General features: G+C 65.8%; 35 protein-coding genes. 5 read left to right on the forward strand and 30 right to left on the reverse strand.

The window, feature by feature from the left end; all coding sequences use genetic code 11:
• Positions 1-327 precede the first annotated feature (327 nt).
• The 17 genes from rpsQ to ACZ1JS_RS10320 form a co-directional block, all read right to left on the reverse strand.
• Positions 328-600, reverse strand: a complete 273-nt coding sequence (rpsQ, locus tag ACZ1JS_RS10240) for a 30S ribosomal protein S17 (RefSeq protein WP_055763313.1) — start codon at positions 598-600, stop codon at positions 328-330.
• 11 nt (positions 601-611) lie between these two features.
• Positions 612-815, reverse strand: coding sequence for a 50S ribosomal protein L29 (rpmC, locus tag ACZ1JS_RS10245; protein ID WP_056456258.1), 204 nt, complete (start codon positions 813-815; stop codon positions 612-614).
• Between the two features lie 2 nt (positions 816-817).
• Positions 818-1,249, reverse strand: a complete 432-nt coding sequence (rplP, locus tag ACZ1JS_RS10250; RefSeq protein WP_055790394.1) for a 50S ribosomal protein L16 — start codon at positions 1,247-1,249, stop codon at positions 818-820.
• A gap of 12 nt (positions 1,250-1,261) precedes the next feature.
• Positions 1,262-1,972 (reverse strand): 30S ribosomal protein S3, encoded by a 711-nt coding sequence (gene rpsC / locus ACZ1JS_RS10255; RefSeq protein ID WP_465165980.1) that lies wholly within the window; start codon positions 1,970-1,972, stop codon positions 1,262-1,264.
• The gene (gene rplV, locus ACZ1JS_RS10260; RefSeq protein ID WP_110152895.1) at positions 1,972-2,349 is read right to left on the reverse strand and encodes a 50S ribosomal protein L22; all 378 of its coding nucleotides are present in this window, start codon (positions 2,347-2,349) and stop codon (positions 1,972-1,974) included. The genes rpsC and rplV overlap by 1 nt, the downstream gene beginning before the upstream one ends.
• Positions 2,349-2,627, reverse strand: a complete 279-nt coding sequence (rpsS, locus tag ACZ1JS_RS10265) for a 30S ribosomal protein S19 (protein WP_440488006.1) — start codon at positions 2,625-2,627, stop codon at positions 2,349-2,351. Before rpsS ends, rplV begins: the two co-directional genes overlap by 1 nt.
• A 3-nt stretch (positions 2,628-2,630) precedes the next feature.
• Positions 2,631-3,479: a 50S ribosomal protein L2 gene (rplB, locus tag ACZ1JS_RS10270; protein WP_465165981.1), complete on the reverse strand. Its 849-nt coding sequence runs from the start codon at positions 3,477-3,479 to the stop codon at positions 2,631-2,633.
• 1 nt (position 3,480) lies between these two features.
• The gene (locus ACZ1JS_RS10275; RefSeq protein WP_242116020.1) at positions 3,481-3,795 is read right to left on the reverse strand and encodes a 50S ribosomal protein L23; all 315 of its coding nucleotides are present in this window, start codon (positions 3,793-3,795) and stop codon (positions 3,481-3,483) included.
• Complete coding sequence (gene rplD, locus ACZ1JS_RS10280) at positions 3,788-4,414, reverse strand: 50S ribosomal protein L4 (RefSeq protein WP_465165982.1); 627 nt, start codon at positions 4,412-4,414, stop codon at positions 3,788-3,790. The genes ACZ1JS_RS10275 and rplD overlap by 8 nt, the downstream gene beginning before the upstream one ends.
• Before the next feature lie 2 nt (positions 4,415-4,416).
• Positions 4,417-5,142 carry a 50S ribosomal protein L3 gene (gene rplC, locus ACZ1JS_RS10285; protein ID WP_465165983.1) on the reverse strand — a complete coding sequence of 242 codons (726 nt, stop codon included), beginning with the start codon at positions 5,140-5,142 and terminating at the stop codon, positions 4,417-4,419.
• Between the two features lie 324 nt (positions 5,143-5,466).
• Positions 5,467-5,775 (reverse strand): 30S ribosomal protein S10, encoded by a 309-nt coding sequence (rpsJ, locus tag ACZ1JS_RS10290; RefSeq protein WP_033921125.1) that lies wholly within the window; start codon positions 5,773-5,775, stop codon positions 5,467-5,469.
• A gap of 152 nt (positions 5,776-5,927) precedes the next feature.
• Complete coding sequence (gene tuf, locus ACZ1JS_RS10295) at positions 5,928-7,121, reverse strand: elongation factor Tu (protein WP_242116017.1); 1,194 nt, start codon at positions 7,119-7,121, stop codon at positions 5,928-5,930.
• A 201-nt stretch (positions 7,122-7,322) separates the two neighbouring features.
• Positions 7,323-9,416, reverse strand: a complete 2,094-nt coding sequence (gene fusA / locus ACZ1JS_RS10300) for an elongation factor G (RefSeq protein ID WP_465165984.1) — start codon at positions 9,414-9,416, stop codon at positions 7,323-7,325.
• Positions 9,417-9,511: 95 nt separating this feature from the next.
• On the reverse strand, positions 9,512-9,982 hold the full coding sequence (gene rpsG / locus ACZ1JS_RS10305; protein WP_055763657.1) for a 30S ribosomal protein S7: 471 nt from the start codon (positions 9,980-9,982) through the stop codon (positions 9,512-9,514).
• A 97-nt stretch (positions 9,983-10,079) separates the two neighbouring features.
• Entirely contained in the window at positions 10,080-10,451 is a 372-nt protein-coding gene (gene rpsL / locus ACZ1JS_RS10310) for a 30S ribosomal protein S12 (protein ID WP_066689749.1), read from the reverse strand.
• A gap of 273 nt (positions 10,452-10,724) precedes the next feature.
• Positions 10,725-10,997 (reverse strand): hypothetical protein, encoded by a 273-nt coding sequence (locus ACZ1JS_RS10315; protein ID WP_465165985.1) that lies wholly within the window; start codon positions 10,995-10,997, stop codon positions 10,725-10,727.
• Positions 10,998-11,061: 64 nt separating this feature from the next.
• Positions 11,062-11,499, reverse strand: coding sequence for an MAPEG family protein (locus ACZ1JS_RS10320; protein WP_465168672.1), 438 nt, complete (start codon positions 11,497-11,499; stop codon positions 11,062-11,064).
• A gap of 79 nt (positions 11,500-11,578) precedes the next feature.
• Between ACZ1JS_RS10320 and ACZ1JS_RS10325 the strand changes: the two genes are divergently transcribed.
• Positions 11,579-12,040 carry a GFA family protein gene (locus ACZ1JS_RS10325; protein ID WP_465165986.1) on the forward strand — a complete coding sequence of 154 codons (462 nt, stop codon included), beginning with the start codon at positions 11,579-11,581 and terminating at the stop codon, positions 12,038-12,040.
• A gap of 40 nt (positions 12,041-12,080) precedes the next feature.
• A complete protein-coding gene (locus ACZ1JS_RS10330) occupies positions 12,081-12,728 on the forward strand; it encodes a peptidylprolyl isomerase (protein WP_465165987.1) in 648 nt (215 codons plus the stop codon).
• Between the two features lie 25 nt (positions 12,729-12,753).
• Here the strand turns inward: ACZ1JS_RS10330 and ACZ1JS_RS10335 are convergent, their stop codons facing one another.
• The 4 genes from ACZ1JS_RS10335 to ACZ1JS_RS10350 all read right to left on the reverse strand — a co-directional run bounded on the left by ACZ1JS_RS10335 (position 12,754) and on the right by ACZ1JS_RS10350 (position 16,190).
• A complete protein-coding gene (locus tag ACZ1JS_RS10335; protein ID WP_465165988.1) occupies positions 12,754-13,377 on the reverse strand; it encodes a glutathione S-transferase family protein in 624 nt (207 codons plus the stop codon).
• Positions 13,378-13,418: 41 nt separating this feature from the next.
• A complete protein-coding gene (locus ACZ1JS_RS10340) occupies positions 13,419-14,297 on the reverse strand; it encodes a dienelactone hydrolase family protein (protein WP_465165989.1) in 879 nt (292 codons plus the stop codon).
• Between the two features lie 110 nt (positions 14,298-14,407).
• Positions 14,408-15,070: a DUF1013 domain-containing protein gene (locus tag ACZ1JS_RS10345; RefSeq protein WP_242116443.1), complete on the reverse strand. Its 663-nt coding sequence runs from the start codon at positions 15,068-15,070 to the stop codon at positions 14,408-14,410.
• A gap of 130 nt (positions 15,071-15,200) precedes the next feature.
• Positions 15,201-16,190 (reverse strand): NAD(P)H-quinone oxidoreductase, encoded by a 990-nt coding sequence (locus ACZ1JS_RS10350; protein ID WP_465168673.1) that lies wholly within the window; start codon positions 16,188-16,190, stop codon positions 15,201-15,203.
• A gap of 82 nt (positions 16,191-16,272) precedes the next feature.
• On the opposite strand from ACZ1JS_RS10350, the gene ACZ1JS_RS10355 reads away from it, so the two are divergent.
• Both ACZ1JS_RS10355 and clpA read left to right on the forward strand, forming a co-directional pair.
• Positions 16,273-16,470 (forward strand): DUF1192 domain-containing protein, encoded by a 198-nt coding sequence (locus tag ACZ1JS_RS10355; protein ID WP_242116009.1) that lies wholly within the window; start codon positions 16,273-16,275, stop codon positions 16,468-16,470.
• Between the two features lie 112 nt (positions 16,471-16,582).
• Entirely contained in the window at positions 16,583-18,895 is a 2,313-nt protein-coding gene (gene clpA / locus ACZ1JS_RS10360) for an ATP-dependent Clp protease ATP-binding subunit ClpA (protein ID WP_465165990.1), read from the forward strand.
• A 64-nt stretch (positions 18,896-18,959) separates the two neighbouring features.
• Here clpA and ACZ1JS_RS10365 read toward each other — a convergent pair whose 3' ends face one another.
• Positions 18,960-20,246: a S41 family peptidase gene (locus ACZ1JS_RS10365; protein WP_465165991.1), complete on the reverse strand. Its 1,287-nt coding sequence runs from the start codon at positions 20,244-20,246 to the stop codon at positions 18,960-18,962.
• Positions 20,247-20,357: 111 nt separating this feature from the next.
• On the opposite strand from ACZ1JS_RS10365, the gene ACZ1JS_RS10370 reads away from it, so the two are divergent.
• Entirely contained in the window at positions 20,358-20,819 is a 462-nt protein-coding gene (locus ACZ1JS_RS10370) for an Lrp/AsnC family transcriptional regulator (protein WP_465165992.1), read from the forward strand.
• A 34-nt stretch (positions 20,820-20,853) separates the two neighbouring features.
• Here ACZ1JS_RS10370 and pal read toward each other — a convergent pair whose 3' ends face one another.
• The 8 genes from pal to ruvB all read right to left on the reverse strand — a co-directional run bounded on the left by pal (position 20,854) and on the right by ruvB (position 26,772).
• The gene (pal, locus tag ACZ1JS_RS10375) at positions 20,854-21,381 is read right to left on the reverse strand and encodes a peptidoglycan-associated lipoprotein Pal (protein ID WP_056456290.1); all 528 of its coding nucleotides are present in this window, start codon (positions 21,379-21,381) and stop codon (positions 20,854-20,856) included.
• Positions 21,382-21,453: 72 nt separating this feature from the next.
• Entirely contained in the window at positions 21,454-22,776 is a 1,323-nt protein-coding gene (gene tolB, locus ACZ1JS_RS10380) for a Tol-Pal system beta propeller repeat protein TolB (protein WP_465165993.1), read from the reverse strand.
• A 13-nt stretch (positions 22,777-22,789) separates the two neighbouring features.
• Entirely contained in the window at positions 22,790-23,770 is a 981-nt protein-coding gene (locus tag ACZ1JS_RS10385; protein ID WP_465165994.1) for a cell envelope biogenesis protein TolA, read from the reverse strand.
• 4 nt (positions 23,771-23,774) lie between these two features.
• The gene (gene tolR / locus ACZ1JS_RS10390) at positions 23,775-24,206 is read right to left on the reverse strand and encodes a protein TolR (protein WP_242116003.1); all 432 of its coding nucleotides are present in this window, start codon (positions 24,204-24,206) and stop codon (positions 23,775-23,777) included.
• A 3-nt stretch (positions 24,207-24,209) separates the two neighbouring features.
• Positions 24,210-24,899 carry a protein TolQ gene (gene tolQ, locus ACZ1JS_RS10395; RefSeq protein WP_431311895.1) on the reverse strand — a complete coding sequence of 230 codons (690 nt, stop codon included), beginning with the start codon at positions 24,897-24,899 and terminating at the stop codon, positions 24,210-24,212.
• On the reverse strand, positions 24,899-25,357 hold the full coding sequence (ybgC, locus tag ACZ1JS_RS10400) for a tol-pal system-associated acyl-CoA thioesterase (protein ID WP_345876513.1): 459 nt from the start codon (positions 25,355-25,357) through the stop codon (positions 24,899-24,901). The genes tolQ and ybgC overlap by 1 nt, the downstream gene beginning before the upstream one ends.
• A gap of 59 nt (positions 25,358-25,416) precedes the next feature.
• Positions 25,417-25,743 carry a hypothetical protein gene (locus tag ACZ1JS_RS10405; protein ID WP_465165995.1) on the reverse strand — a complete coding sequence of 109 codons (327 nt, stop codon included), beginning with the start codon at positions 25,741-25,743 and terminating at the stop codon, positions 25,417-25,419.
• A gap of 9 nt (positions 25,744-25,752) precedes the next feature.
• Positions 25,753-26,772, reverse strand: coding sequence for a Holliday junction branch migration DNA helicase RuvB (gene ruvB / locus ACZ1JS_RS10410; protein WP_465165996.1), 1,020 nt, complete (start codon positions 26,770-26,772; stop codon positions 25,753-25,755).
• Positions 26,773-26,815 lie beyond the last annotated feature (43 nt).

A 26,815-nucleotide genomic window follows, 5' to 3' on the forward strand; every position in this document is an offset into this window, starting at 1 on the left:
CCTTACCCTATGGGGCCGATTCCGACCGGACCCCGCCTGCTAAAAATGAACCCCCGGCTGCGGGCATACCGCGCCGGGGGGAGCGGCCCATTAACCGCCCCATGGCGAAAAGGCAAGCGCCTCTCCGCGAATGTTCGTCACATCCGGGTCCGACCCCGGAATTGGGTGGGATGGGACAGTGATCGTCCCTGCCATTCCCGTATGCCGTCGCCCCAGCGTAGGCTGGGGCATCGATCCACGAGAGCGCGCTCCCGTGGAAGGAGATCCCAGCCTACGCTGGGATGACGTCTACGGGAATGGGGCGTTCAACTGCCCCACCCCCAAGGCTTACGCCTCGGCTGCGACTTCCGCCGGCGTCGCGTGGGTATTCACCCGCTCGATCACCTTCCAGGTCTTCAGCTTCGAGATCGGCGCGGTCTCTTCGATGCGCACGGTCTCGCCTTCGCGATACTCATTGCCCTCGTCATGGGCATGATACTTCTTCGAACGGCGGATGATCTTGCCATAGAGCGGGTGCTTGACCTTCCGCTCCACCTTGACCACCACCGTCTTGTCGGTCTTGTCCGAGACGATCATCCCGGTCAGCACGCGCTTCGGCATGTCTCTCGTCCTTACTTGTCGGCCGAGCGCGAACGCTCGCCCTGCAGCGTCTTGATCCGCGCGATGTCGCGACGGACTTCCTTCACGCGGGTCGGCTTTTCCAGCTGGCTGGTCGCCGCCTGGAAGCGGAGGTTGAACGCCTCACGCTTCAGGCTCGACAGTTCCTCGACCAGCTGGTCGTCGCTCTTGGCGCGAAGATCGGTTGCCTTCGTCATTTTCAACCCTCCAGGTGCGAGGTGTCGCCCAGACGGGCAACGACCTTGACCGCGATCGGCAGCTTCATCGCGGCGCGCGAGAACGCTTCCGCGGCGAGCGGACCGGGCACGCCGTCCAGTTCGAACAGGATGCGACCCGGCTTGACGCGGGCGACCCAGAATTCGGGCGAACCCTTGCCCGAGCCCATGCGGACTTCGGCAGGCTTCGACGACACCGGCAGATCCGGGAAAATCCGGATCCAGAGGCGGCCCTGGCGCTTGATGTGACGCGTGATCGCGCGGCGAGCCGCTTCGATCTGGCGGGCGGTGATCCGCTCCGGCTCCATCGCCTTCAGGCCGTACGACCCGAAGTTCAGCGACGTACCGCCCTTGGCATCGCCATGGATGCGGCCCTTGAAGGCCTTGCGGAACTTGGTGCGCTTTGGTTGCAGCATCTCAAATTATCCTTAGCGGCGGTGATCGTCGCGCGCGGGGCGCACGCCGGAGGTCTGAGCCTCCATCATCAGCCGGTCCTGCGCCATCGGGTCATGGCCGAGGATCTCACCCTTGAAGATCCAGACCTTGACGCCGCAGACGCCGTACGCGGTGTGCGCTTCGGCCTCTGCATAGTCGAGGTTCGCACGCAGCGTGTGCAGCGGCACGCGACCTTCACGATAGCCTTCCGAACGGGCGATTTCCGCACCGCCCAGACGACCGCCGCAAGCGACGCGGATACCGTCGGCACCCAGGCGCATCGCCGACTGCACCGCACGCTTCATGGCGCGGCGGAAGGCGATACGACGCTCTAGCTGGTCGGCAATGCCCTGCGCGACGAGCTTCGCGTCGATTTCCGGCTTGCGGATTTCGACGATGTTCAGCGACACGTCGGACGACGTCATCGAACCCAGCTTCTTGCGAAGCTTTTCGATGTCGGTGCCCTTCTTGCCGATGATCACACCCGGACGGGCAGCGAAGATCGAGATGCGGCACAGCTTGGCCGGACGTTCGATCACCACCTTCGAGATCGCGGCCTGCGGCAGCGTCTTGAGGATGTACTGGCGGATCTTGAGATCCTCCAGCAGCAGACGGCCATAGTCGGCGCCTTCGGCGTACCAACGGCTGTCCCAGGTGCGGTTGATCTGCAGACGCAGACCGATGGGATTGGACTTGTGACCCATTACGCTTCCTCCACCTCGGACACGACGATGCGCACGCGGCTGAACGGCTTCAGGATGCGCGTCGACTTGCCGCGACCGCGGGTCGCGAAACGCTTCATCGTGATCGACTTGCCGACCGAGGCTTCCTTGACGACGAGCGCATCGACGTCGAGGTTGTGATTGTTTTCCGCATTCGCGATCGCCGAAGCGAGGCACTTGCGGACATCGACCGCCATCGCCTTCTTCGAGAACGCCAGGATGTTCATCGCATCGCCGGCATTCTTGTTACGGATCAACGCTGCGACGAGGTTCAGCTTCTGGGCCGAGCCGCGGACCTGGGTCGCGACCGCCAGTGCTTCCTTCTCGCCGACGCGGCGCGGTGCTGCCTGCTTGCTCATCAGCGCTTGCCCTTCTTGTCGGCGGCGTGGCCGGGGAAGAAGCGCGTCGGCGCGAATTCGCCGAGCTTCATGCCGACCATTTCCTCGTTGACCGAAACCGGCACGAACTTGCGGCCGTTATAGACGTTGAACGTCAGGCCGACGAACTGCGGGAGAATCGTCGAGCGGCGCGACCAGGTCTTGATCGGGCCGGCACGGGTGCCGGCGTCCTGCGCCGCTTCCGCCTTCTTCAGCAGATTGAGGTCCACGAACGGACCCTTCCATACGGAACGAGCCATCGCTTAGCCCTTCTTCTTCGCGTGACGGCTACGGATGATCATCTTGTCCGTCGCCTTGTTGTGCCGCGTGCGCGCGCCCTTGGTCGGCTTGCCCCACGGGGTGACCGGATGACGGCCGCCCGAGGTCCGGCCTTCACCGCCGCCGTGCGGGTGGTCGACCGGGTTCTTGGCGACGCCGCGGGTCAGCGGACGCTTGCCCAGCCAGCGGTTACGGCCGGCCTTGCCCAAATTCTGGTTCTGGTTGTCGGGGTTCGACACCGCACCCACGGTCGCCATGCAGGCGGCGTGGATGTAGCGCTGCTCACCCGAGTTCAGACGGACGATGACCATGCCCTTGTCACGACCGACGACCTGCACATAGGTGCCGGCCGAACGTGCGATCTGACCGCCCTTGCCCGGCTTCATCTCGACATTGTGGACGATCGTGCCAACCGGCACCTGGCCCAGTTCCATCGCGTTGCCCGGCTTCACGTCGGTCTTCTTGCCGGCGATCACCTTGTCGCCGACATTCAGACGCTGCGGCGCGATGATGTAGGCGACGTTGGCCTTGCCCTCGGTCTCGCCATAGTTGACGAGCGCGATGAAGGCGGTGCGGTTGGGATCATATTCGATCCGCTCCACGGTGCCTTCGACGTCCCACAGCCGACGCTTGAAGTCGATGATGCGGTAGCGCTGCTTGTGACCGCCGGCGATACCGCGCGAGGTCACATGGCCCTTGTTGTTGCGACCGCCGGTCTTGGTCTTGCCTTCGGTCAGCGCCTTGACCGGACGGCCCTTGTACAGCGCCGAACGGTCGATCAGGACCAGGCCACGCTGCGACGGCGTGGTCGGATTATATTGCTTGAGTGCCATGTTACTTGGCCCCCTCGGTAATGTCGATCGACTGGCCTTCGGCCAGCGTCACGATCGCCTTCTTGAAGTCCGAGCGAGTGTAGGGCGCGCCCTTCCACTTCTTGGTCTTGCCCTTGGTCACGATCGTGTTCACGCCGGTGACGGTGACGTTGAACAGCGCTTCGACCGCTGCCTTGATCTCCGGCTTCGACGCCTTATTCGCGACCTTGAAGACGACGGCGTTATGCTCGGAGAGCATCGTCGACTTTTCGGTGATGTGCGGCGCGAGCACCACGTCATAGTGACGGATGTCGATCGCCTGCTGCTGCTTAGCCATTGAAGCGGGCCTCCAGCTTTTCGACGGCGGCGCGGGTCAGCACCAGCGTGTCGTGCTTCAGGATGTCATAGACGTTCGCGCCACCGGCGGGCAGGACATTGACCTGACGCAGGTTGCGGGCGGCCAGCGCGAAGCTGTTCTCGACGGCGTCGCCATCGATCACCAGCGACGTCTTGCCGAAGCCGAGCTTCGACAGGTTGCCGAGCAGGACCTGGGTCTTGCCGTTCTCGACGGCCAGACCGTCCAGGACGACCAGCGAACCCGCCTTGGCATGGCTCGACAGCGCCATCTTCAGACCGAGCGCGCGAACTTTCTTGTTCAGGCCCGGGTTGAAGTCGCGGACGCGGGCGCCGTGCGCCTTACCGCCGCCGATGAACACCGGTGCGCGACGATCGCCGTGACGGGCGACACCGCCGCCCTTCTGGCGACCCAGCTTCTTGCCCGAACGCGCGACATCGGCGCGCTCGCGGGTGCCGCGAGCGGTGCCGCGACGCTTTTCGAGCTGCCAGGTCACGACCCGGTGCAGAATGTCCGCACGCGGATCGAGGCCGAACACCTCATCGTTCAGCTCGATATCGCCGTTTTCGACGGCGTCGAGGGTCTGTACCTTGACCTTCATGATCAGCCCTCCTGGCCGTCGGTCGCTGCCGGTGCGGCCGCGTCGTTGCTGTTGGCGCTCTTCAGACCAGCGGGATACGGCGCGTCGGCATGGCGCGCGACCTTCACCGCGTCCTTGACCGTCAGCCAGGTGCCCTTGTGACCGGGAACCGAACCCTTGATGAAGATCAGCCCGCGCTCGACGTCGGTCGACACGACCTGCAGATTCTGCTGCGTGCGGTTACGGTCGCCCATGTGGCCGGCCATCTTCTTGTTCTTGAAGACCTTGCCCGGATCCTGACGCTGACCGGTCGAACCGTGCGAACGGTGCGACACCGACACGCCGTGCGTGGCGCGCAGACCACCGAAGCCCCAACGCTTCATGGCGCCCGCAAAGCCCTTGCCCTGCGTACGGCCCGAAACGTCGACCAGCTGGCCGGCGACATAGTGATCGGCACCGATGGTGGCACCGACATCGAGCAGCGCGTCTTCCGCTACGCGGAACTCGACCACGCGCGCCTTCGGGGCCACTTCGGCCTTGCCGAAATGGCCACGCTGCGGCTTGGCGACGTTCTTCGCCTTGGCGGTGCCGGCGCCGAGCTGCACCGCGACGTAACCGTCACGATCCTTCTCACGACGGGCGACGACCTGCACGTCTTCCAGTTGCAGGACCGTGACGGGCACGTGGCGCCCATCGTCCTGGAACAACCGGGTCATTCCCATTTTCTTCGCGATCACGCCAGTGCGCATGACCCACTCCTCCAACAGAGGCTCGTCTTGACGACGAGCTTGCCTAACGAAAAAGGCCCCGGTGCGCGGTCACCCGCCTCCGAAGCCCCAGCCCTTGCGATCTGCACGCCCCCGCCAGGGCCAGACATCGCCGATATTCCCCCACCGAAGGGCTGCATCGACGATAGCGGGGACGCGGACAACGGCACCTTGCCCAAGAGCGTGGTGCCGTTCGGTATCCCTGTGGTTGCTTTCCCGGCCTCTACCGCCGCTGTCCAGAACGGACCGGCGGGAAGCGAAAGCGCGACGCAGGGCGGAATCACCCTACGTCGCGGAAGCCGGCTATTACGCCAGCTTGATCTCTACGTCCACCCCTGCCGCGAGGTCGAGCTTCATGAGCGCGTCGACGGTCTGGGGGGTCGGCTGCACGATGTCGAGCAGACGCTTGTAGGTGCGGGTCTCGAACTGCTCGCGCGACTTCTTGTCGATGTGCGGGCCGCGGTTGACCGTGAACTTGTCGATGTGCGTGGGCAGCGGAATGGGTCCACGGATCAGGGCGCCGGTGCGACGCGCGGTGTCGGCGATGTCGCCGGCCGCCTGGTCGAGCACGCGATGGTCGAACGCCTTCAGGCGAATACGGATATTGTTGTCCATGGTCCTACCGATGCGAAAGAGCGGGCCGTTGGGACGGCTCTTGATTAACAACGAATGGCTTAGTGGATACCCCAGCTACAAGCGAGGTGCCCTCATTAAATAGCAAACGGCCGCCCCCGTTGCCGGGGCGGCCGCCTGTTCGAGTCGCTATATTACTTGTCGATGCCGCTGACAACCCCTGCGCCGACGGTACGACCGCCTTCACGGATGGTGAAGCGCTGGCCGACGTCCATGGCGATCGGTGCGATCAGCTTCACGCCCAGCGCGACTTCGTCGCCCGGCATGACCATTTCGGTGCCTTCCGGCAGTTCGATGGTGCCGGTCACGTCGGTCGTGCGGAAGTAGAACTGCGGACGATAGTTGGCGAAGAACGGCGTGTGACGGCCACCTTCGTCCTTCGACAGCACGTACACCGACGACTGGAAGTCGGTGTGCGGCGTGATCGAACCCGGCTTCGCCAGAACCTGACCACGCTCCACTTCGTCACGGGCAACGCCGCGGATCAGCGCGCCGATGTTGTCGCCGGCCTGGCCCTGGTCGAGCAGCTTGCGGAACATTTCGACGCCGGTGACGACGGTCTTGCGGACCGATTCGTGGATGCCGACGATTTCGACTTCTTCGCCGACCTTCACGACGCCGGTTTCGACGCGACCGGTGACCACGGTACCGCGACCCGAGATCGAGAACACGTCTTCGATCGGCATCATGAACGGCTTGTCCAGCGGACGCTCCGGCTGCGGGATCGACTCGTCGACCGCCTTCATCAGTTCCAGGATCGCTTCCTGGCCCAGCTTGGCGTCCGAACCCGACAGGGCGCAGGTGGCCGAACCACGGATGATCGGAATGTTGTCGCCGTCGAATTCACGCTTCGACAGTTCTTCGCGGATTTCCATTTCGACGAGTTCGAGGATTTCCTCGTCGTCGACCAGGTCGACCTTGTTCAGGAAGACGACCATGGTGGGAACGCCGACCTGCTTGGCGAGCAGGATGTGCTCCTTGGTCTGCGGCATCGGGCCGTCGGTGGCCGACACGACCAGGATCGCGCCGTCCATCTGCGCCGCGCCGGTGATCATGTTCTTCACATAGTCGGCGTGGCCGGGGCAATCGACGTGCGCATAGTGGCGGTTGGCGGTCTCATACTCGACGTGCGCGGTCGAGATGGTGATGCCGCGCTCGCGCTCTTCCGGGGCCTTGTCGATGTTGGCGAAATCGACGGCGACGCCGCCCATCGTGTCCGCCAGCACCTTCGTGATCGCGGCGGTCAGCGAGGTCTTGCCGTGGTCGACGTGACCGATGGTGCCGATGTTGAGGTGCGGCTTGTTCCGCTCGAATTTTGCCTTAGCCATTTTCCTACCTTCTGATTCGAATTCGGTGCCGCCGGGGCCACGCGAACGCGGCCCTTTAGCGGGTGTTGTTTCGTAATGCCAGCCCCCGAACCGGGGAGCGGACGACGAAGTAAATTCGTCGTCGGATGGGGCGGTCCTGCGACCGCCCCGCCGGCCGGCCTTTCGGCGTCTCGGAGCTAAGTCGCCCTAGCTCCGTGCGCCTCAGGCCATCTTCGCCTTGACCTCATCCGCAACGTTCTGCGGCACTTCGTCATAGTGCGAGAACTGCATCGAGTATTGCGCGCGGCCCTGGGTGAACGAGCGGAGCTGGTTCACATAGCCGAACATGTTGGCGAGCGGGACCATCGCTTCGACGGTCTGCGCGTTGCCGCGGCTGTCGGTGCCCTGGATCTGGCCACGACGGCTGTTCATGTCGCCGATGACGTCGCCCAGATAGTCTTCCGGGGTCACGACCTCGACCTTCATGATCGGCTCGAGCAGCTTGATGCCGGCCTTCTGGGCCGCTTCGCGCATCGCGCCACGGGCGCAGATTTCGAACGCCAGCGCCGACGAGTCGACGTCATGGTACTTGCCGTCGATCAGGTGCACTTCGAAGTCGATGATCGGGAAGCCGATCAGCGAACCGGTCTGCGCCGTCTCGCGCATGCCCTTTTCCACCGACGGGATATATTCGCGCGGGATGTTGCCGCCCTTGATCTCGTCGAAGAACTGGTAGCCCGAGCCACGCTCGCCGGGGACGACCTTGACCTTGACTTCACCGAACTGGCCCGAACCACCCGACTGCTTCTTGTGGGTGTAGGTCAGCTCGACCGGCTTGGCGAGATATTCGCGATACGCCACCTGCGGCGCACCGACATTCGCTTCCACCTTGAACTCGCGCTTCATGCGATCGACGAGGATTTCAAGGTGAAGTTCACCCATGCCCTTGATGATCGTCTGGCCCGATTCATGGTCGGTCGACACGCGGAACGAGGGATCCTCGGCAGCCAGGCGGTTGAGCGCGATGCCCATCTTTTCCTGGTCGGCCTTGGTCTTCGGTTCCACCGACAGCTCGATGACGGGTTCCGGGAACTCCATCCGCTCGAGGATGATCGGGTTCGCCGGATCGCACAGCGTGTCGCCGGTCGTCGTTTCCTTCAGACCCGCGATGGCGACGATGTCGCCCGCACGCGCTTCGTCGATGTCCTCACGCGAGTTCGCGTGCATGAGGAGCATACGGCCGATCTTTTCCTTCTTGTCCTTCACCGAGTTCAGGTAGCTGCCCTTGGTCAGCGTCCCCGAATAGATGCGGGCGAAGGTCAGCGAGCCGACGAACGGGTCGTTCATGATCTTGAACGCCAGCAGCGACAGCGGCGCGGTGTCCGACGCCGGACGCGAATCCGGGGTCTCGCCGTCGAGCTTCACGCCCTGCACGTCCGGAATGTCCAGCGGCGAAGGCAGATAGTCGACGACCGCGTCGAGCAGCGGCTGCACGCCCTTGTTCTTGAACGCCGAACCGCAGACGATCGGCACGAAGTTCATCGCCAGCGTCCCCTTGCGGATCAGCTTCTTCAGATCGGCGACCGACGGTTCATTGCCTTCGAGATAGGCTTCCATCAGGTCGTCGTCCTGCTCGACGGCCATTTCGATCAGGTCGCTGCGATACTTCGCGGCCTTTTCCTTCAGGTCTTCCGGAATGTCCTGATATTCGAACTTCGCGCCCAGCGACTCTTCGAGCCAGATGATCGCGCGGTTCTCGACCAGGTCGACCAGGCCCTTGAAGCCGCCTTCGATACCGATCGGGAGATACAGGACCGCCGGACGCGCGCCGAGGCGTTCGATGATCGAGTCGACGCAGAAATAGAAATCGGCGCCGGTGCGGTCGAGCTTGTTGACGAAGCACATGCGCGGCACGCCGTACTTGTCGGCCTGACGCCACACGGTTTCCGACTGCGGCTCCACGCCGGCGACGCCGTCGAAACAGGCGACCGCACCGTCGAGCACGCGCAGCGAACGCTCGACTTCGATGGTGAAGTCGACGTGGCCCGGCGTGTCGATGATGTTGATCAGATGCTCTTCACCCTTGCCCTCTTCGGCGCGCCACTTGCAGGTGGTTGCCGCCGAGGTGATGGTGATGCCGCGTTCCTGCTCCTGCTCCATCCAGTCCATGGTGGCGGTGCCTTCGTGCACTTCGCCGATCTTGTAGGACTTGCCGGTGTAGTAAAGAATACGCTCGGTGGTGGTCGTCTTGCCGGCGTCGATGTGCGCCATGATGCCGATGTTGCGATACCGTTCGAGCGGATGGCTGCGGGCCATGATCGTGCTTCCTTAGCAATGTGGGGAGCGAGGCATGACGCCCGCTCCCCACGATATAGTCGGTTGCGTCAGCGGTGAAAAGCCACCGCCTGACGTTACCAGCGGTAGTGCGAGAAGGCGCGGTTCGCTTCCGCCATGCGGTGCGTGTCTTCGCGCTTCTTCACCGCGTTGCCGCGGTTGTTGGCAGCGTCCATCAGCTCGCCCGACAGGCGGGCCGACATGGTGTTCTCGCTGCGGTTGCGGGCCGAAGCGATCAGCCAGCGGATCGCCAGCGCCTGGGCACGTTCGAAGCGGACTTCGACCGGGACCTGGTAGGTCGCACCGCCGACGCGGCGCGAACGCACTTCGATGTTCGGCTTCACATTGTTCAGCGCATCGTGGAACACGCCCAGCGGATCGCGCTTCGCGCGGCTCTCGACGGTTTCGAATGCCGAATAGACGATGCCTTCGGCGACGGACTTCTTGCCGTCCAGCATCACCGAATTCATGAACTTGGTCAGAACCTCATCCCCGTATACGGGATCAGGCAGGATTTCCCGCTTTTCGGGACGACGACGACGAGCCATCAGATATTCCTTCAATCTTCAGCCGGTTCCGGAACCCGTCCGGGGCTTACTGGGGGTAGGTGGACTTCAGGCCGCGCAGGTCATGCGCGGCGCGAAATCACTTCGGACGCTTGGCGCCGTACTTCGAACGCGACTGGCGGCGATCCTTGACACCCTGCGTATCGAGCACGCCGCGCAGGACGTGGTAGCGAACGCCGGGAAGATCGCGCACACGACCGCCGCGGATGAGCACGACCGAGTGCTCCTGGAGGTTGTGGCCTTCACCCGGAATGTAGCTGATGACTTCGCGGCTGTTGGTCAGGCGGACCTTGGCCACCTTGCGCAGCGCCGAGTTCGGCTTCTTCGGGGTCGTCGTGTAGACGCGGGTGCAGACACCGCGCTTCTGCGGGTTCTGGTCCATCGCAGGGACCTTCGACTTGGCCTTCTGCGGTTCGCGGCCCTTGCGGACCAGCTGGTTGATCGTCGGCATGAAGCCCTTCACCTTATCTTGCGGTTACTTTGCCGGAGCCGTTCCTGTCAGAAATGCGCAAAGGCCACGCGGGCGAGAAACCCTCGGGGCCGATGTCTCCAGCAATGTTCAGCTCTTTGAACCCACATGCAGGCCAGTGACGGCTACGACGCCGACCCAGCGGGACGCGCGGCCTATACAGATGCTGCCGGGTCCGGTCAATGGGACCGACATGCAAACGGGCGGCGCGGGAAATGCCCCGCGCCGCCCGCCGGTCCGGCCGGTGCCGGGGAATCAGTTGGCGGTGTTGCCCATCGTCGCGTTCATCGCGTCGGGGGTATTGCCCATCATCGCGTCCCCGGCGGTCGTCACCGAATTGGCCTCGGTCTCCATCGGGTTGATCGCGATCATCTCGTTGCCCGCCTCGCCATCGTTGCGGAAGGCGGCATTGGCATAGACGTCGTTCGACACGACGTTCGCGTCGTTGGTCGTCGTGATCTCCTGTCCCCCGCAGGCGCCGAGCAGCGCGAGGACGGGAAGAGCGGCAGCGGCGGCGAAGCGCATCATGGCAGTCTCCGGGAAAGATTTTCCGGTCAACGTCACAGTCCCCCGCCCGTTCCGCCTGGGTCCGTCAGCGCGCGGAGAAGCCGATATCGATCGCAAAGCCGATCCACATCGCCGCCAGAATGCCGGTAGAACCGAGGAACAACGCGAATCGCAACCGCACCCGCCCGGCGATGTGCGCGATACTGTGCCCGGCCCGCAGCGCGACATAGCTCCACGCCAGCACGACCTGCGCCAACCCCGCCAGCCCGGTCATCAGCAGCAGGGGCACCAGTGCGAAATACAGGACCGGCAGTTCGAACAGATTGGCCAGATTTGCCGCGGGCCGTTCGACCGAGCGAAAATAGGCACGGCTCGCCTCCGCATCGGCAAAGTCGCGCGCGGTCGGTGGCTGGCGGCGCATATGCCCGATCCGGGCACGGAGCAGGGCGATACTGACGACGAAGATCAGCGCGACCAGCGCAAAGGTCGGCCACAGGATCGCCCGCGTCATCATCATCGCCACCCCCAATGCTGCGCGATCGATTTACCCGAGCGGGCGCGCGGCGTACAGCGGGCGGAGCCATCCAACCCGAAGCAAGACGATGCCCCCCCCTGCCCTGCCGATCGAAGGCGGCTGCCGCTGCGGACAGGTCCGCTTCCGCATCGATGCGCAGCCGATGATGACGATGGCGTGCCATTGCCGCGGGTGCCAGCAGATGAGTGGCAGCGCCTTCTCCTCCAATGTCGCGGTGCCGAGCGGGGCACTGACGCTGACGGCGGGAGAGACGGTGATCGGCAGCCTGCATGGCGAGCAGATCCGCCATCATCATTGCGACCATTGCAAAAGCTGGCTGTTCACGCGGTTCGATCCCGATCCGGGTTTTACCAATGCCCGCGTCGGCGCGCTCGACGATCCAGCACCCTTCGTGCCGTTCGTCGAAACCTGCACCGACCAGGCGCTACCCTGGGCCAGCACGCCCGCGCCGCACCGCTATCCTGGCTTTCCGCCGAACGAGGCGTTCGGGCCACTGCTTGCCGAATATGCAGCGCTCCACGCCGGCTGAGGCGCTTTCGCCGCACGGCGTCGGACGATAGGAAGCGGCGATGCGTATCCTGCTTGCCCTGTTGCTGCTGGCCTTTGCCGCGCCGGCATCCGCCCAGTCCGCCACCCGTGCCACGCCCGGCTATGTCCGGGTCCGGTTCGACACCTCGGCCGGACCGATCATCGTCGCGCTCGACGTGAAGCGTGCGCCCGCGACTTCGAAGAACTTCCTCGCCTATGTCGATGACGGGCGGTTCGACGGTACGGTCTTCTACCGGTCGGCGCGACGCAAGGCCGAACCGTCGCTCGGCTTCGTGCAGGGCGGCATCCGCACTGATGCGCGGCGCATCCTGCCCCCCTTCCCGCACGAGCGCACCGACAAGACCGGCGTCCGCCATGTCGACGGCGCGATCTCGATGGCGCGGCGGCCCGAGCCCAATTCGGCGGGCGGCAATTTCGTGCTGCTGGTCGGCGCGATGCCGAGCATGGACGCCAAGGGCGACTTTCCCGGCTATGCCGCGTTCGGCCGGGTGGTCGGCGGCATGGCGACGGTCAAGCGCATCCTCGCCAAGCCGACCGGCGGCGGGTCGGACGCGATGAAGGGGCAGATGATCCTCGACCCGGTCCGCATCGTGCGCGCAAGGCGGCTGGACGGGACGCCGAAACCGACCGGCGGACCGAAGCCGTGGCTGATCGACATCAAGCGGTAGCGGTGGTCCGACCCGGCAGGACGGTTCAGGCCGCCTGCATCTCCGCCATCGCCGCATCGTCCAGTTCGCTCGCCCGCACATGCGCCGGTCGATCGGCCAGCCGTCCGATATAGGCCATGAAGCCGTCGAGCTTCGGCAGCGTTCCGAACTGCGTGCCCCACATCACATGCGATCCGACATAGACATCGGCCGCCGTGAAGCGATCGCCCGCGATATAGGGATGCGCCGAGACCGCGGCTTCGAGCACCGACACGACGCGGTCGTAATCGCCATAGCCGACCATGCGCTGCTGATCGTCGGTCGGCGTCACGCCCAGCGAGCGGTTGGTGATCGCCTGTTCGAGCGGCCCGGCGGCGAAGAACATCCAGCGATGATAATCGGCGCGCTCGTCGGCCGCCGGCGCGAGGCCGGCGTCGGGAAAGGCGTCGGCGAGATAGGCGCAGATCGCGGCGCATTCGGTGACGATGCGACCGTCATGGACGATCGCCGGCACCTTCCCCATCGGATTGATCGCCAGATAGGCGTCGGCCTTCATCGTCCCGCCATAGCCGAGCATTCCGACGTCATAATCGGCGCCGACTTCCTCCAGCATCCAGCGCGCAATCCGTCCGCGCGACATCGGGTTGGTGTACAGCGTCAGTCCGGCCATGGTGCATCTCCCCTACGATTCGCCGGGAACAAAGATGGAACCTAGCCGCGCTTCGCGTCAAGTTCGCGATGGAGGAAGGCGGTCGTCCGCTCCCATGCCAGCTTCGCCGCGGCGGCATCGTACCGCATGGCCGAGGTATCGTTGTTGAAGGCGTGATCGACACCCGGATAGACGTAAGTCGTCGCGTCCTTGCCCGCCTTGCGCAGCGCCTCCCCCCATGGCAGCGCGGTCGCATTCACCCGCGCATCCTTCTCGGCGAGTTGCAGCAGCAGCGCGGCACGGACCTTGGTCGCCTCGGCCGGATCAGGCGCCGGACCATAATAGCTGACCCCGGCGGTCAGCGCCGGATCGGCCACCGCCAGCCGGTTGACGAACGCGCCGCCCCAGCAGAACCCCACCGCGCCGCTATGCGCACCGCCGCGCTCGCCCCGTGCCTTAGCGAGGAACGACTTCGCCTGCGCCAGCGCGAGGTCATAGTCGATCGTGCCGATCAGTTCGCGGGCACGATCCTCATCGGCAGGCGTACCGCCCTGCGGCGCAAGGAAATCGGGTGCGATCGCGCGGAAGCCCGCCAGTGCCACACGGCGCGCGACATCCTCGATATGCGCGTTCAGCCCGCGATTTTCGTGGATGACCAGCACGACCGGCAATGGCTGCTGCATGCCCTTGGGCGCAGCGAAATAGGCGGTAGCCGGCTTGCCCGCTTCGGTGCCGCTGCGTTTGGCGGTGTCGAGCCGGGGGTCGGCGGGTGCGATCTGTTGCGCGGCGGCCGGCGAGGCGGCGATCCCCGCGATCAGCGCTTCGGCAGCGGCGGCCGATCCGGCCAGCGCCACCATCTCCGCCATGAAGGCGCGCCGGTCGCGATGGTCGTGGGTAAAGGCGTCGTAGAGCGCGATCGCGCGGGCACGAAGGTCGGACATGGCTGCTCACTCCCGGTGGACGGTAGCAGCCTAACCGATTGACCCCGATACGCAAACGGCCCGACCGCTCGATGCGAGCGACCGGACCGTACGGACCGTTCGGGTGCGGCTCAGCGCTTGAACGGATCGAAGAACGAGGTCGACGATTCCGGCAGTTCGCCGCGCTCGGCCAGTTCGGCGTCGCGCGCCGCCTGGGTCCGTTCGTTGCGCAACTGTTCGATCAGCGCCTCGCGATCGCCCTCCAGCCGGGTATCGGTCGGCGCCTCGATTCCGGCGGCCTTCGCCGCCTTGCCGACCAGCGCGTCGAGTTCGCGCTGCGAGCAGAGACCCAGCGTGACCGGGTCCTTCGGCACGATGTTGCCGATGTTCCAATGGGTACGGTCGCGGATCGCGGCTATGGTCGTGCGGGTGGTGCCGATCAGCTTGCCGATCGCGCCGTCGCTGATTTCCGGATGGTTGCGGATGATCCACGCGATGCCGTCCGGCTTGTCCTGCCGCTTGCTGACCGGGGTATAGCGCGGCCCCTTGGTCCGGCGGACCTGTTCCGGGCCCTTCATCATGACCAGGCGGTAATCGGGGTTCTTCTGCCCCTTCTCGATCTCTTCCATCGTCAGTTCGTGCGCACGCACCGGATCGCGGCCGGTCAGCTTGGTCGCGGCGGTATCGTCGGCGATCGCCTGCACCTCGAGAACATGCAGGCCGCAGAAATCGGCGATCTGCGGAAAGGACAAGGCGGTGTTGTCGACCAGCCAGGAAGCGGTCGCGTGCGGCATCAGCGGCTGGGCCACGACGGGTCTCCGAAATAGAAAGGGCCGCCCAAACCGGGCGGCCACGTTGGGTACGGACTTAGTACCGCTCGCCGCAAAGGGCAAGCGGTCGCGGGATTTGGCGGTTTGCGGCGGTTCAGGCCGCGTCGGCGATGGTCAGCACGATCTTGCCGACATGGTCGCCCGCCTCCATCCGGCGATGCGCCTCGTCGGCGCGGTCGAGCGGAAAGGTCTTGTCGATCACCGGGCGCAACCGCCCCGCCTCGACATGCGGCCATACGGTGCGCGACAATTCGTCGGCGACCATTTCCTTGAACGCCGCATCGCGCGCACGCAGCGTCGATCCGGTCAGCGTCAGGCGGCGGCGCATGATATCCCAGAGCGGCACGGTGGCGCTCGCCCCGCCCTGCACCGCGATCGACACATGACGGCCATCTTCGGCCAGACATTTGATGTTGCGGGGGACGTAGTCGCCGCCGACCATGTCGAGCACCACGCTGACGCCCTTGCCGCCGGTGATCTCGGCGACCCGTTCGACGAAATCCTCGGTGCGGTAGTTGATCGCATGTGCCGCGCCCAGATCGAGCGCCGCGCGCGCCTTCGCATCGCTGCCGACGGTGACGATCACGTCGAGGCCGAAGACGCGGCCCAGAAGGATCGCCATCGTACCGATGCCGCTGGTGCCGCCATGGATCAGCACAATGTCCCCCTCCGCCGCATAGCCGCGTTCGAACAAATTTGTCCACACGGTGAACAGCGTCTCGGGCAGCGCCGCCGCCTCGACCATGGACAGCGTTTCGGGGACGGGCAGGCACTGGCCGGCCGGAACCGCGGCATATTCGGCATAGCCGCCACCCGCCAGCAGCGCGCAGACCGGCTGGCCCAGCCAATGCGGCTCGACCCCCTCGCCCAGCGCCACGACCTCGCCGGCAATCTCCAGTCCGGGGATCGAGGATGCACCGGGCGGTGGCGGATAGCCGCCGGTACGTTGCAGGACGTCGGGCCGGTTGACCCCGGCGGCGGCGACACGGATCAGCACCTCGCCCGGCGCCGGTTGCGGCGTCGGACGCTCGACGATCGTCAGGACCTCCGGGCCGCCGGGTTCGGCCGGATCGATCGCACGCATCGCCGCTGGTACGTCCATATAGTATTTCCCCTGCACGGCGGCGTTATTGACATCGTCGGCCACAGGGTCAACGCTGCATGCAATGGAACCCGACGAAAATGTTAACCATGTTCGTGGCAACCTGCTCGCCATGCTGTTGCGCGAGGATCTCGACCCGTTGTCACAAGAGGAGCTGACCGCGCGAATCGCCGCGCTGGAAGGCGAAATCGCGCGATGCCGTGCGCGAATCGATGCCGCGCGCAGCCACCGGGCCAGCGCCGATGCGCTGTTCCGGTCATGAGATGTTCCGCCCCCCGCTTGATGCCGGGCGGCGGCATACCGACATGGTGGAAGACCCGGGCAACCGGGACGCAGGGCCGGCGCGTTCTCGCCGGCCGACCGGAGTGAATTGAATGCCATCCTTCGCATCCGCATTGGAATCCACGCTGCACAAGGCGCTCGAGGCCGCATCCTCGCGCCGGCATGAATATGCCACGCTCGAACATCTCCTCTTCGCGCTGACCGACGATCCGGACGCGGCGAAGGTGATGACCGGCTGCGGCGTCGAACTCGACGAACTGCGGACGACCGTCGCCCATTATCTCGACACCGAACTCGACACCTTCAAACTGGACGCCGCGACCGATCCGTCGCCGACCAGCAGCTTCCAGCGCGTCGTGCAGCGCGCGATCCTGCACGTCCAGTCGTCGGGCCGCGACGAGGTGACCGGCGCCAATGTCCTGGTCGCGATGTTCAGCGAGCGCGAGACCTATGCCGTCTATTTCCTGCAGCAGCAGGATATGAGCCGGCTCGACGCCGTCAGCTTCATCAGCCACGGCGTCGGCAAGGGCGGATCGACCGCCACCGAAACCCCGACGCCCAAGGGTGCCGAGGAAAAGGAAACGCCGAAGCCCGCCGAAAAGGGCAAGGGCGAAAGCGCGCTCAAGCAGTTCTGCGTCGATCTCAACGAGAAGGCGAAGACCGGCAAGGTCGATCCGCTGATCGGACGGTCGGCCGAGGTCGACCGCACGGTGCAGATCCTGTGCCGCCGCTCGAAGAACAACCCGCTCTATGTCGGTGATCCGGGCGTCGGCAAGACCGCGATCGCCGAAGGGCTGGCGCGCAAGATCGTCGAGGGCGACGTGCCCGAGGTGCTGCTGCCCGCGGTCATCTATTCGCTCGACATGGGCGCGCTGCTTGCCGGCACCCGCTATCGCGGCGATTTCGAGGAACGGCTGAAGCAGGTCGTGACCGAGCTGGAAAAGCTGCCGCACGCGGTGCTGTTCATCGACGAAATCCATACCGTCATCGGCGCCGGCGCGACCAGCGGCGGGGCGATGGACGCGTCGAACCTGCTCAAGCCCGCGCTGTCGGGCGGGCAGATCCGCTGCATCGGCTCGACGACCTACAAGGAGTTCCGCAATCACTTCGAAAAGGATCGCGCGCTGCTGCGCCGGTTCCAGAAGATCGACGTGAACGAGCCGACCGTCGAGGATACGATCAAGATCCTCACCGGCCTGCGCAGCGCGTTCGAGGAGCATCACAAGGTCAAATACACCCCCGATTCGATCAAGTCGGCGGTGGAATTGTCGGCGCGCTACATCAACGACCGCAAGCTGCCGGACAAGGCGATCGACGTGATCGACGAAGTCGGTGCGATGCAGATGCTGGTGCCTGCGCCCAAGCGGAAGAAGACGATCACCGCCAAGGAGATCGAACAGGTCATCGCGACGATGGCACGCATCCCGCCGAAGACGGTGTCGACCGACGATACGCGTGTGCTCGCCAATCTCGAACTCGATCTGAAGCGGGTGGTGTTCGGGCAGGACGACGCGATCAAGGCGCTGTCCTCGGCGATCAAGCTGTCGCGCGCGGGCCTGCGCGATCCCGACAAGCCGATCGGCAACTATCTGTTCACCGGCCCGACCGGCGTCGGCAAGACCGAGGTCGCGCGGCAGTTGTCGGAGATCATGGGCATTCCGCTCCAGCGCTTCGACATGTCCGAATATATGGAGCGCCATTCGGTCAGCCGGCTGATCGGTGCCCCGCCGGGCTATGTCGGTTATGATCAGGGCGGATTGCTGACCGATGCGATCGACCAGCAGCCGCACTGCGTCCTGCTGCTCGACGAGATCGAGAAGGCGCATCCGGACCTGTTCAACATCCTGTTGCAGGTGATGGATAACGGCAAGCTGACCGACCACCACGGCAAGACCGTCGATTTCCGCAACGTCATTCTCATCATGACGACCAATGCGGGCGCGTCGGACATGGCCAAGGAATTGATCGGCTTCGGCCAGATCGACCGCGAGGACGTGCAGGAGGAAGCGGTGAAGAAGCTCTTCACCCCTGAATTCCGCAACCGCCTCGATGCGATCGTCCCGTTCGGCTATCTTCCGCCGGAAGTCGTCGCGCGGGTGGTGGACAAGTTCATCCTCCAGCTCGAACTGCAGCTGGCCGATCGCGGCGTCCATATCCGCCTCGACGAGCCGGCAAAGACGTGGCTGACCGAAAAGGGCTATGACAAGCTGTACGGCGCGCGTCCGATGGGCCGCCTGATCCAGGACAAGATCAAGCAGCCGCTGGCCGAGGAACTGTTGTTCGGCAAGCTGGTCCATGGCGGCGAGGTCAATGTGAAGCTCAAGGACAATAGCCTGTCCTTCGAGATGACCCCGGCGGCGCCGAAGAAGCCGCGCAAGCGCGGCAAGACCACGGCGGAAGCCTGAAGACGACACCGCCCCGCAGAACGATCTGCGGGGCGGTTTTCGTTTGTGCGGCGGCGGACCGCGCTTATTGCCTGTCGTTGCGCGCGGCGCGCTCGATCGATCCGTCGACCCGCTCCACTTCCAGCGCGACGATCCGCCCGCCCTGTTCGACGAAACGGAAGCGCGACAGCGGATCGCCTTCGGGCGCCATGACGTTCCCCCCGACCGGAACCAGTACGGATGCCGGCCGCGATCCCCGGCTGGACATCAGGTGTTCGCCAGCGACAACAAGTTTCCGGTCGCCATAGACTCCCGCATACTCCCCCAACGCCCGCCCCGATTTCACCCCGGTCGCCAGTGCGCGGTAGAAGACGGCCAGCCGCTCCGCCTCGCGCTTTTCATCGGCCGTGGCCGTCGTTGCGATCCGGGCCATCGCCGCCGCCTGCGCGGCCGGCAGCGCACGGTCGGACGACACCGCAATCGCCGGGGTAACGCCGACCGCTTCCCAGTCCCTGCCGGTCTTCAGGCTGATCGCCCGGCCGCTCGACACGCTGAGCACATAGTTCTTGCCGACCGGCAGCAGGTCGTTGCGAAACCCCGCCCCGGCGGTGCGTTCGCCGACCAGCGTGCCGAAGCCCAGCGCCGATACATGGGTCGCGAATTCTTCCGCCGCCGATGCGGTATTGCCGCTGGTCAGGACATAGAGCGGTTTGCCCGCCAGGCTGAACGGCGCCCGGGGCGCAGTGGTCGCCTCGCCCGGCCGACCGCGCATCTCGAAGCGCATCAGCGGCGTGCCCTCGGCCACGAAATAGCTGGCCAGTGCCGCGACCGCGCCCGGCGATCCGCCGCCGTTGCGGCGGAGATCGATGATGTACGCGTCGCCACCCCGCAAAAACTGCATCGCGCCGACGATCGCCGCCTCGGCCTCCGGCGTGCCCCAGGCGAACCCGTCATAGGCGATCATGCGGACATTGCCCGGCAGCACCTCCATCGCCCGCACCCCGCCATTCTGCCGCGCGATCATCCGCGCCAGGGCCGGGGGCATGGCGGCGTCGTCGTCGGGCAGCGGCTGACTGCCCAGCATCGCCGCCATTTTCGGGTCGTAGCGTATGCCCAGATGCTTGTCGGCGGTGACCGTACGCAGATCGGCATTGATCCGCTCTGCCAGCGCGTCTCCCGACAGGCCGCGATACCGCTCCGGCGCGGCGAGCGCCGCGCTCAGCTTCGCAGCCGTATCGGGCAGGACATAGCGTTCGGCGATCGCCGTGCGGGTGGCGGCAACGACCGCGGCGGGGTCGTCGGCCGGCGCCTGCGCGACGACAATGCCCGGCATGGTGAGCGACAATGACAGAGCGACGATCCAGCGATGCATATTCCCTCCCGGTGACGAGCGGCGTTATCGCTTGGCGCCCCTGCCCGATTTCGGCAAACATCGTGCGGCCACCGCCGAAAACCGGCAATGCCGCAGGGGATATGGACGGGAATGCGCGATCTGGATCGCTATGATCGCGAACTGCTGCATTGGCTGCAACGCGACGCACTGCGCACTGCCGAGGATCTGGCGCGCGACGTCGCCCTTTCACCGTCCGCGATCACCCGCCGGGTGCGGCGGATGCGGGAGGACGGGACGATCGTCGCCGATGTCTCGATCGTGTCCGATCGGGTCGGACCTTTTCTGTCGGCGCTGGTCGACATCCAGCTCGACCGCCACGCCTTGCCGCATATCGATGCGTTGCTGCGGCGGCTGGACGCAACGCCGCAGGTACAGGCGATCCTGGAGGTCACCGGGACCTTCGACCTGACCCTGATGGTCGTGGTCGCGGACATGGCCGAATATAATCGCTTCGCCGATGCGATGCTGGCCGACGATCCGGTCATTCGCCGTTACGAGACGCGCTTCGTCAAGAAGCGGCGCAAATGGTCGGCGGCCCGGCCACTCGACTGAGGGGCGGCGGTGCCGGCACCGCCGCCCGTCCGTCCTATTGCAGGACGACCGTCACCGCGCGCCGGTTCTGCGCCCAGGCGCCTTCGTCGGAGCCGAGCGCCAGCGGACGTTCCTTGCCATAGCTGATCGTGGTGATCCGCGACGGCGAAATGCCACGCGTTGCCAGATAGCTGGCCGCCGCATTGGCGCGGCGGTCGCCCAGCGCGAGGTTGTATTCGCGGGTGCCGCGCTCGTCGCAATGCCCCTCGATCGTCACGCGGACATTGGGATAGCGTGCCAACCACTGTGCCTGGCTGTCGAGCACCGCGCGGGCCGATGCGTCGATATCATATTGGTCGAGCCCGAAATTGATCGTGTCGCTGGCCACCGATTGCTGGAAATCGGCGCGCGATCCCGGCACGACGCCGGTGGTGCCGGTGCCCGTCCCGGTCCCGCCGGTGCCGGCGTTCGGATCCACCGTCTGGCCCGGTGCCGGCGGCAACACCTCGGGGCGCTTCTTGGCGCAGCCGGCGGTCGCCAGCAATGCCGCGCCGACGATCAGCGTGGTCGAAAACTTGGTCATCAAAACCTCCCTTGGTCGTGTCGCACCCGCTACAATGCCCCTGTAACGGATTTGCCCCCGTTGGTGAAACCGTCAGGGCCGGATCGGGCCCCAGCTCGGGTCCGACCCGTCGAGCGCGGTCGGAATGCGGCGAATATTCGATCCGGTCAGGTCGACCGACCAGATCTGCGTCTTGCCCGAACCCTGCGCACTGCGGAAGAAGGTCAGCACGCGGCCATTAGGCGACCAGCTCGGCCCCTCATCCCCCCAAGCATCGCTCAACAACTTCTCGCCGCCGCCCGAGGGCGACATGATGCCGATGCGGAACGATCCCCCGCCCTGCCGGGTGAAGGCGATCAGGTCGCCGCGCGGGCTCCACACCGGCGTCGCATAGCGTCCGCCGCCGAAGCTGATCCGCTGCTGGTTCGAACCGTCGGCGTTCATGACATAGAGCTGCTGCGTGCCCGACCGGTCGCTTTCGAACACGATCTTCGACCCGTCGGGTGAATAGCTGCCGCCGGTATCGATGCCGGGCGCGTTGGTCAGCCGCTGCGGGCTGCCGCCCCCTGCCGGCACGCGGTAGATATCGGTGTTGCCAGCCTGTGCCATCGAGAACAGCACATAGCGGCCATCGGGCGAAAAGCGCGGTGCGAAGGTCAGCGACGCATTCTGCACCAGCAACCGCTGCCGCCCGGTGCCGAGGTCGAGGACGTAGATCGCCGGCCGTTCGTTGACGTAGCTCATATACACGATCGACTGCTGGTTCGGCGCGAAACGCGGCGTCAGTACGATCGACTGGCCGTTGGTCAGGAAGCGGTGGTTGGCCCCGTCCTGATCCATGATCGCCAGCCGCTTGATCCGCTTGCCCTTCGGCCCGGTCTCGCTGACATAGACGATGCGGCTGTCGAAATACGGCCCTTCGCCCGACAGCCGGGTATAGACCGCATCGGCGCATTTGTGGGCGGCACGGCGCCATTCGGCGGGCGGCACGTTGAATCCCTGCCGCGTCAGCTCGGTACGGCCGAACGTGTCATACAGATAGCAACCAATGGTCAGCGTCCCGTTCGCCTCCGCGCGGACATAGCCCTGCACCAGCGCCTGCGCGCCGCTCCACACGGCATAATCGGGGGACTGGACCTGCGCCATGGCGACGGCGGGCAGCCCTGCCGGACCGGCGGGCTTGAACAGGCCCGAATTGCGCAGATCGCCCGCGACGATCTCCGCCAGTTGCCGGCCGAGCGCGTCGGTCGATCCAGCGGGGGTCGAGGCAACCTGCGGGGTCGGCATCACCGGCACCGCGATCGGCAGCGGTTCGGAGATGCCGCCCTCGATATCCACCTCGACCTGCGCGAACGCGGCGGGCGCGGCCAGCACGCTTGCGAGCGCCGCACCAAGAGCCAGGGTCAGTTTCCGCATAAATCCCCTCCGGTCAGCCGGGCAGTTTGTAGTTGATGATGATCGTTTTCCAGCCGCCCTCATACAGTTCGTCTGGAAGCTCATAGGGAGCGCACTGAATAAACGCTGCGATTGCCATCTCGCCGACACGCTGCGCGTACCGTTCGTTTTCACTATCGACGCCCGTCTGCCCCCGAATAGTCGGCTTGGCGGCCAACGTACCATCGGGGCGCATATTGAGCACAACCTTCGAGGTGATCTGGTTGGCGCCCGGACCGGGGCTCGGTACCCGATTTGCGCAAGGCTGTACCTGCCGCCGAATCGCGGCACCTAGGCCGGCGACCTGTTGCGTCGATACCGCCGTGCCACGCGGCGCCTCCGCCTTGCCCGGCTTGGGGGTGTCGGCGATGCCCTTCAGGAAATTGTCGCCCAGACGTCCGCCACGCGGACGAGGTGCGGTGGCCTGGGCGTTGGTGCCCTGCCCCTTGGTCGCCGCAGGCTTGGCGGGGGCCGGTTTCGCCGGAGCTTTCGCAGCAGGCGCAGGCCGCGCCGGTGCTGGCGTCGGGCGGGCAGGTTGCTTCGCCGGCGCGGGCTTGGGCTGGGGCTTGGGCGTGGGGGCCGGTTTCGGCGCGGGCTTCGGAACCGGCTTTGGCACGGGTTTGGGAGCCGGGACCGGCTTCGGCACGGGCTTGGGTTCGGGCCGAGGCGCCGGTTGCGGACGCGGCGCCGGTGCAGGCGGCGCGGGGGCCGGTTCCGGGGTCGGCTCCTCGACTGCCTCGGGCGGGGCGGCGTCTTCCGGCGCACCGGTGTCGGGTGCCTGACTGACGGCAGGAGCCTCGGTTTGCTGCGGCGACGACTGTTCGGCGGCAACGTCTTCGGCGAAGCTGACGTCCATCGGCTCGTTCTTCAACTTCACCGGGTTCGGCGTGGCGAGGAAGCCGACCGACAGCAGGCCGAACAGGACGGCATGTCCCGCAACCGCAACGCCAAGCCCGATCTTCTCCGCCTTCTGCATCGCGTTATTGCGCCACGCTGATGAGCGACACCCGGTTCAGACCCGCGCGGTTCAGTTCGCCCAGCACGCCGTTGACCCGCCCGTAATCGAGCGTGCGGTCGGCGCGCAGCATCACCTGGCGCGGCTCGGTCGCCCCGGCCCCCGCCGCCGCGATCTTTTCGAGTTCGCCGGGCAGATTGTCGGCCGACACCTCGGCATCGTCGATATAGGTCCGGCCATCGGCGTCGATCGACAGCGTCACCGGCTGCTGCGTCTGTTCGACGGCTTTCGCGCGACTATCGGGCAAGTTCACCGGCACGCCGGCGGTCATCAACGGCGCGGTGACCATGAAGATGATGAGCAGCACCAGCATCACGTCGACCAGCGGCGTGACGTTGATCTCCGCCATCGGTGCGCGGCGCCCCTTCCCCTTGGCGGACGGCAGGTTGATGCCCATCGCTCAGACGCCTTCGAGCTGACGCGACAGGGTGGCGTGGAAGGCGTCGGCGAAGCGGTTCAGCCGTGCCTCGATCCGGTTCACGCTGTGGCTGAAGCGGTTATACGCGATGACGGCGGGAATGGCGGCGAACAGGCCGATCGCGGTCGCGAACAGTGCCTCGGCAATGCCCGGCGCGACGACGGCGAGCGACGTATTCTGTTCCGAAGCGATGGCGGTGAACGACCGCATGATGCCCCAGACCGTGCCGAACAGTCCGACGAACGGCGCGACCGACCCGACCGTCGCCAGCACGTTCAACCGGTCGGCCAGCGTCTCGCTTTCATCCGCGACGCTCGACGCCATCGCGGTGGCGAGGCGTTCGCGGGTGCCGTCGCGGTCGATCTGCTTCGACGCGGTCGATCGACGCCATTCGCGCACCCCCGACGAAAAGACGCGGGCGATGGCGGTGTCGCGTGTCCCCTGCAACCGATGAAAGGCATCGATATCCTCGGCCTGTTCGAAATCGGTTTCGAACCGGTCGATGTCGCGGCGCACCTTCCGCGCGCGGACGAGGAAGCCGATGATGATCGCCCAGGTCCAGATGCTTGCCGCAAGCAGGCCCAGCATCACCGCCTTCACCACCCAGTCGGCGGCGAGGAAGAGCGCGACCGGCGACATGGTCGCGGCGTCGGTGTTCACGAGTACGTCCATCATGCCTCTTTTTCGGTTGCGACCAGGCTCTGGAAGGTGTCGACCCAAGCGGCCGGCTGACGACGCGGACGGCCGTTCGGGGCCACGAACGCGACCTCGACCCGAGCCGATGCCAGTAAGAGCGTGTCGCGGATGACTGTCTGATGAATATCGACCGCCGCCGCGCGGACGCGCTCGACGGTGCTGACCACGACCAGCGCGTCGTTCAGTCGTGCCGGCGCCCGCCAGTCGAGTTGCATCGACCGGACCGCATAGGCGCCCTCGCCCGCTTCGTGCGCTTCGCGCTGGTCGATGCCGGCGATTCGCAGCATGTCGCTGCGCGCCCGTTCGAAATAGCGCAGGTAGTTCGCATGATAGACGACGCCCGACAGGTCGGTGTCCTCGAAATAGATGCGGACGGGAAAGCGATGCGTGCCGCCGACAAAGCGGCCGCCGGCCGGCTGGTCGGGGTCGGTCATTTGTCCGCTTTAACCATTGCCGCCGGACGGGGAAAGGGGTGACGGACCGCCGTGTACCGTCAATCGGCAGGCGGTTCGTTCAGGACCGTGATCTGCGTGAAGCCCGCCGATTGGGCCAAGTAGATGATTCCGCCGATTACCCGATACGGCGCCCCGACCCGACCGAGAACGGCGATCGTGACCGGACGATTCTTGTCGGGCAATGCCTTCAGCGCCGTCGACATCCGCTCCTGTTCGTCGGGTAGCATGAACTGCGCGCCTTCGATCGTCACCTGCGCCGCGGCGTCACCGGTCATCGTCACGCCGATCGTCAAGGGCGTTCGGGCAGCGGCAACGGGTGCGGTCATCAGCCCCAGTGCCGCCGACGTCAGCAAAGTGTTCTTCATCGCCATTCCTCAGTCGAACAATCCGTCCTGCGATCCGGCCGGCGGCTCGAAGCCGAGATGCTTCCACCCGCCGGCGTTCAGACAGCGCCCCCGCGCGGTGCGGGCGATCATGCCGATCTGGATCAGATAGGGTTCGATCACTTCCTCGATCGTGTCGCGCGGTTCGCTGAGCCCCGCCGCAAGCGTTTCGACGCCGACCGGCCCGCCGCGATAGACGTCGGCGATCATGGTCAGATAGCGGCGGTCCATCGCGTCCAGCCCCTTGGCGTCCACCTCCAGCCGGTTCAGCGCGGCATCGGCGGTGCGGGCATCGACGACCTCGACCCCGGCGACATTGGCGAAGTCACGAACGCGCCGCAGCAGCCGCCCGGCGATGCGCGGCGTGCCGCGTGCCCGCCGGGCGACTTCGGTCGCGCCGTCCTTCGCAATGCCGAGGCCGAGCAGCCCGGCGGCGCGGGTGACGACGCGGGTCAGTTCGTCGACGGTGTAGAATTGCAGGCGGACCGGGATGCCGAAGCGGTCGCGCAAAGGGGTGGTCAACAGCCCCTGCCGTGTGGTCGCGCCGACCAGCGTGAAGCGCGGCAGGTCGATGCGGACGCTGCGCGCCGACGGCCCCTCCCCGATCATCAGGTCGAGCGCGCGGTCCTCCATCGCCGGATACAGCACTTCCTCGACCGCCGGATTGAGACGGTGGATTTCGTCGATGAACAGGACATCGCCGTCCTCGAGGTTGGTCAGCAATGCCGCGAGGTCGCCCGACTTGGCGATGACCGGGCCGGAGGTGGCGCGGAACCCGACGCCCATTTCGCGCGCGACGATCTGCGCCAGCGTCGTCTTGCCAAGACCCGGCGGCCCGAAGAACAGCACATGGTCGAGCACATCGCCCCGTCCGCGGGCGGCATCGATGAACACGCGCAGATTCTCGCGCGCTGCCTGCTGCCCGACGAACTCATCCAGCGCCTTGGGTCGCAGCGCGGCGTCGACGTCATCGGGGCGGCGGATCGGGGTGGTGATACGGTCGTCGGTCACGACTGTTCCCTAGCTGTTCGCGCGGGTTGAAGAAAGCGACTTC

The sequence above is a fragment of the Sphingomonas sp. BL-S-05 genome (genome assembly GCF_055521695.1).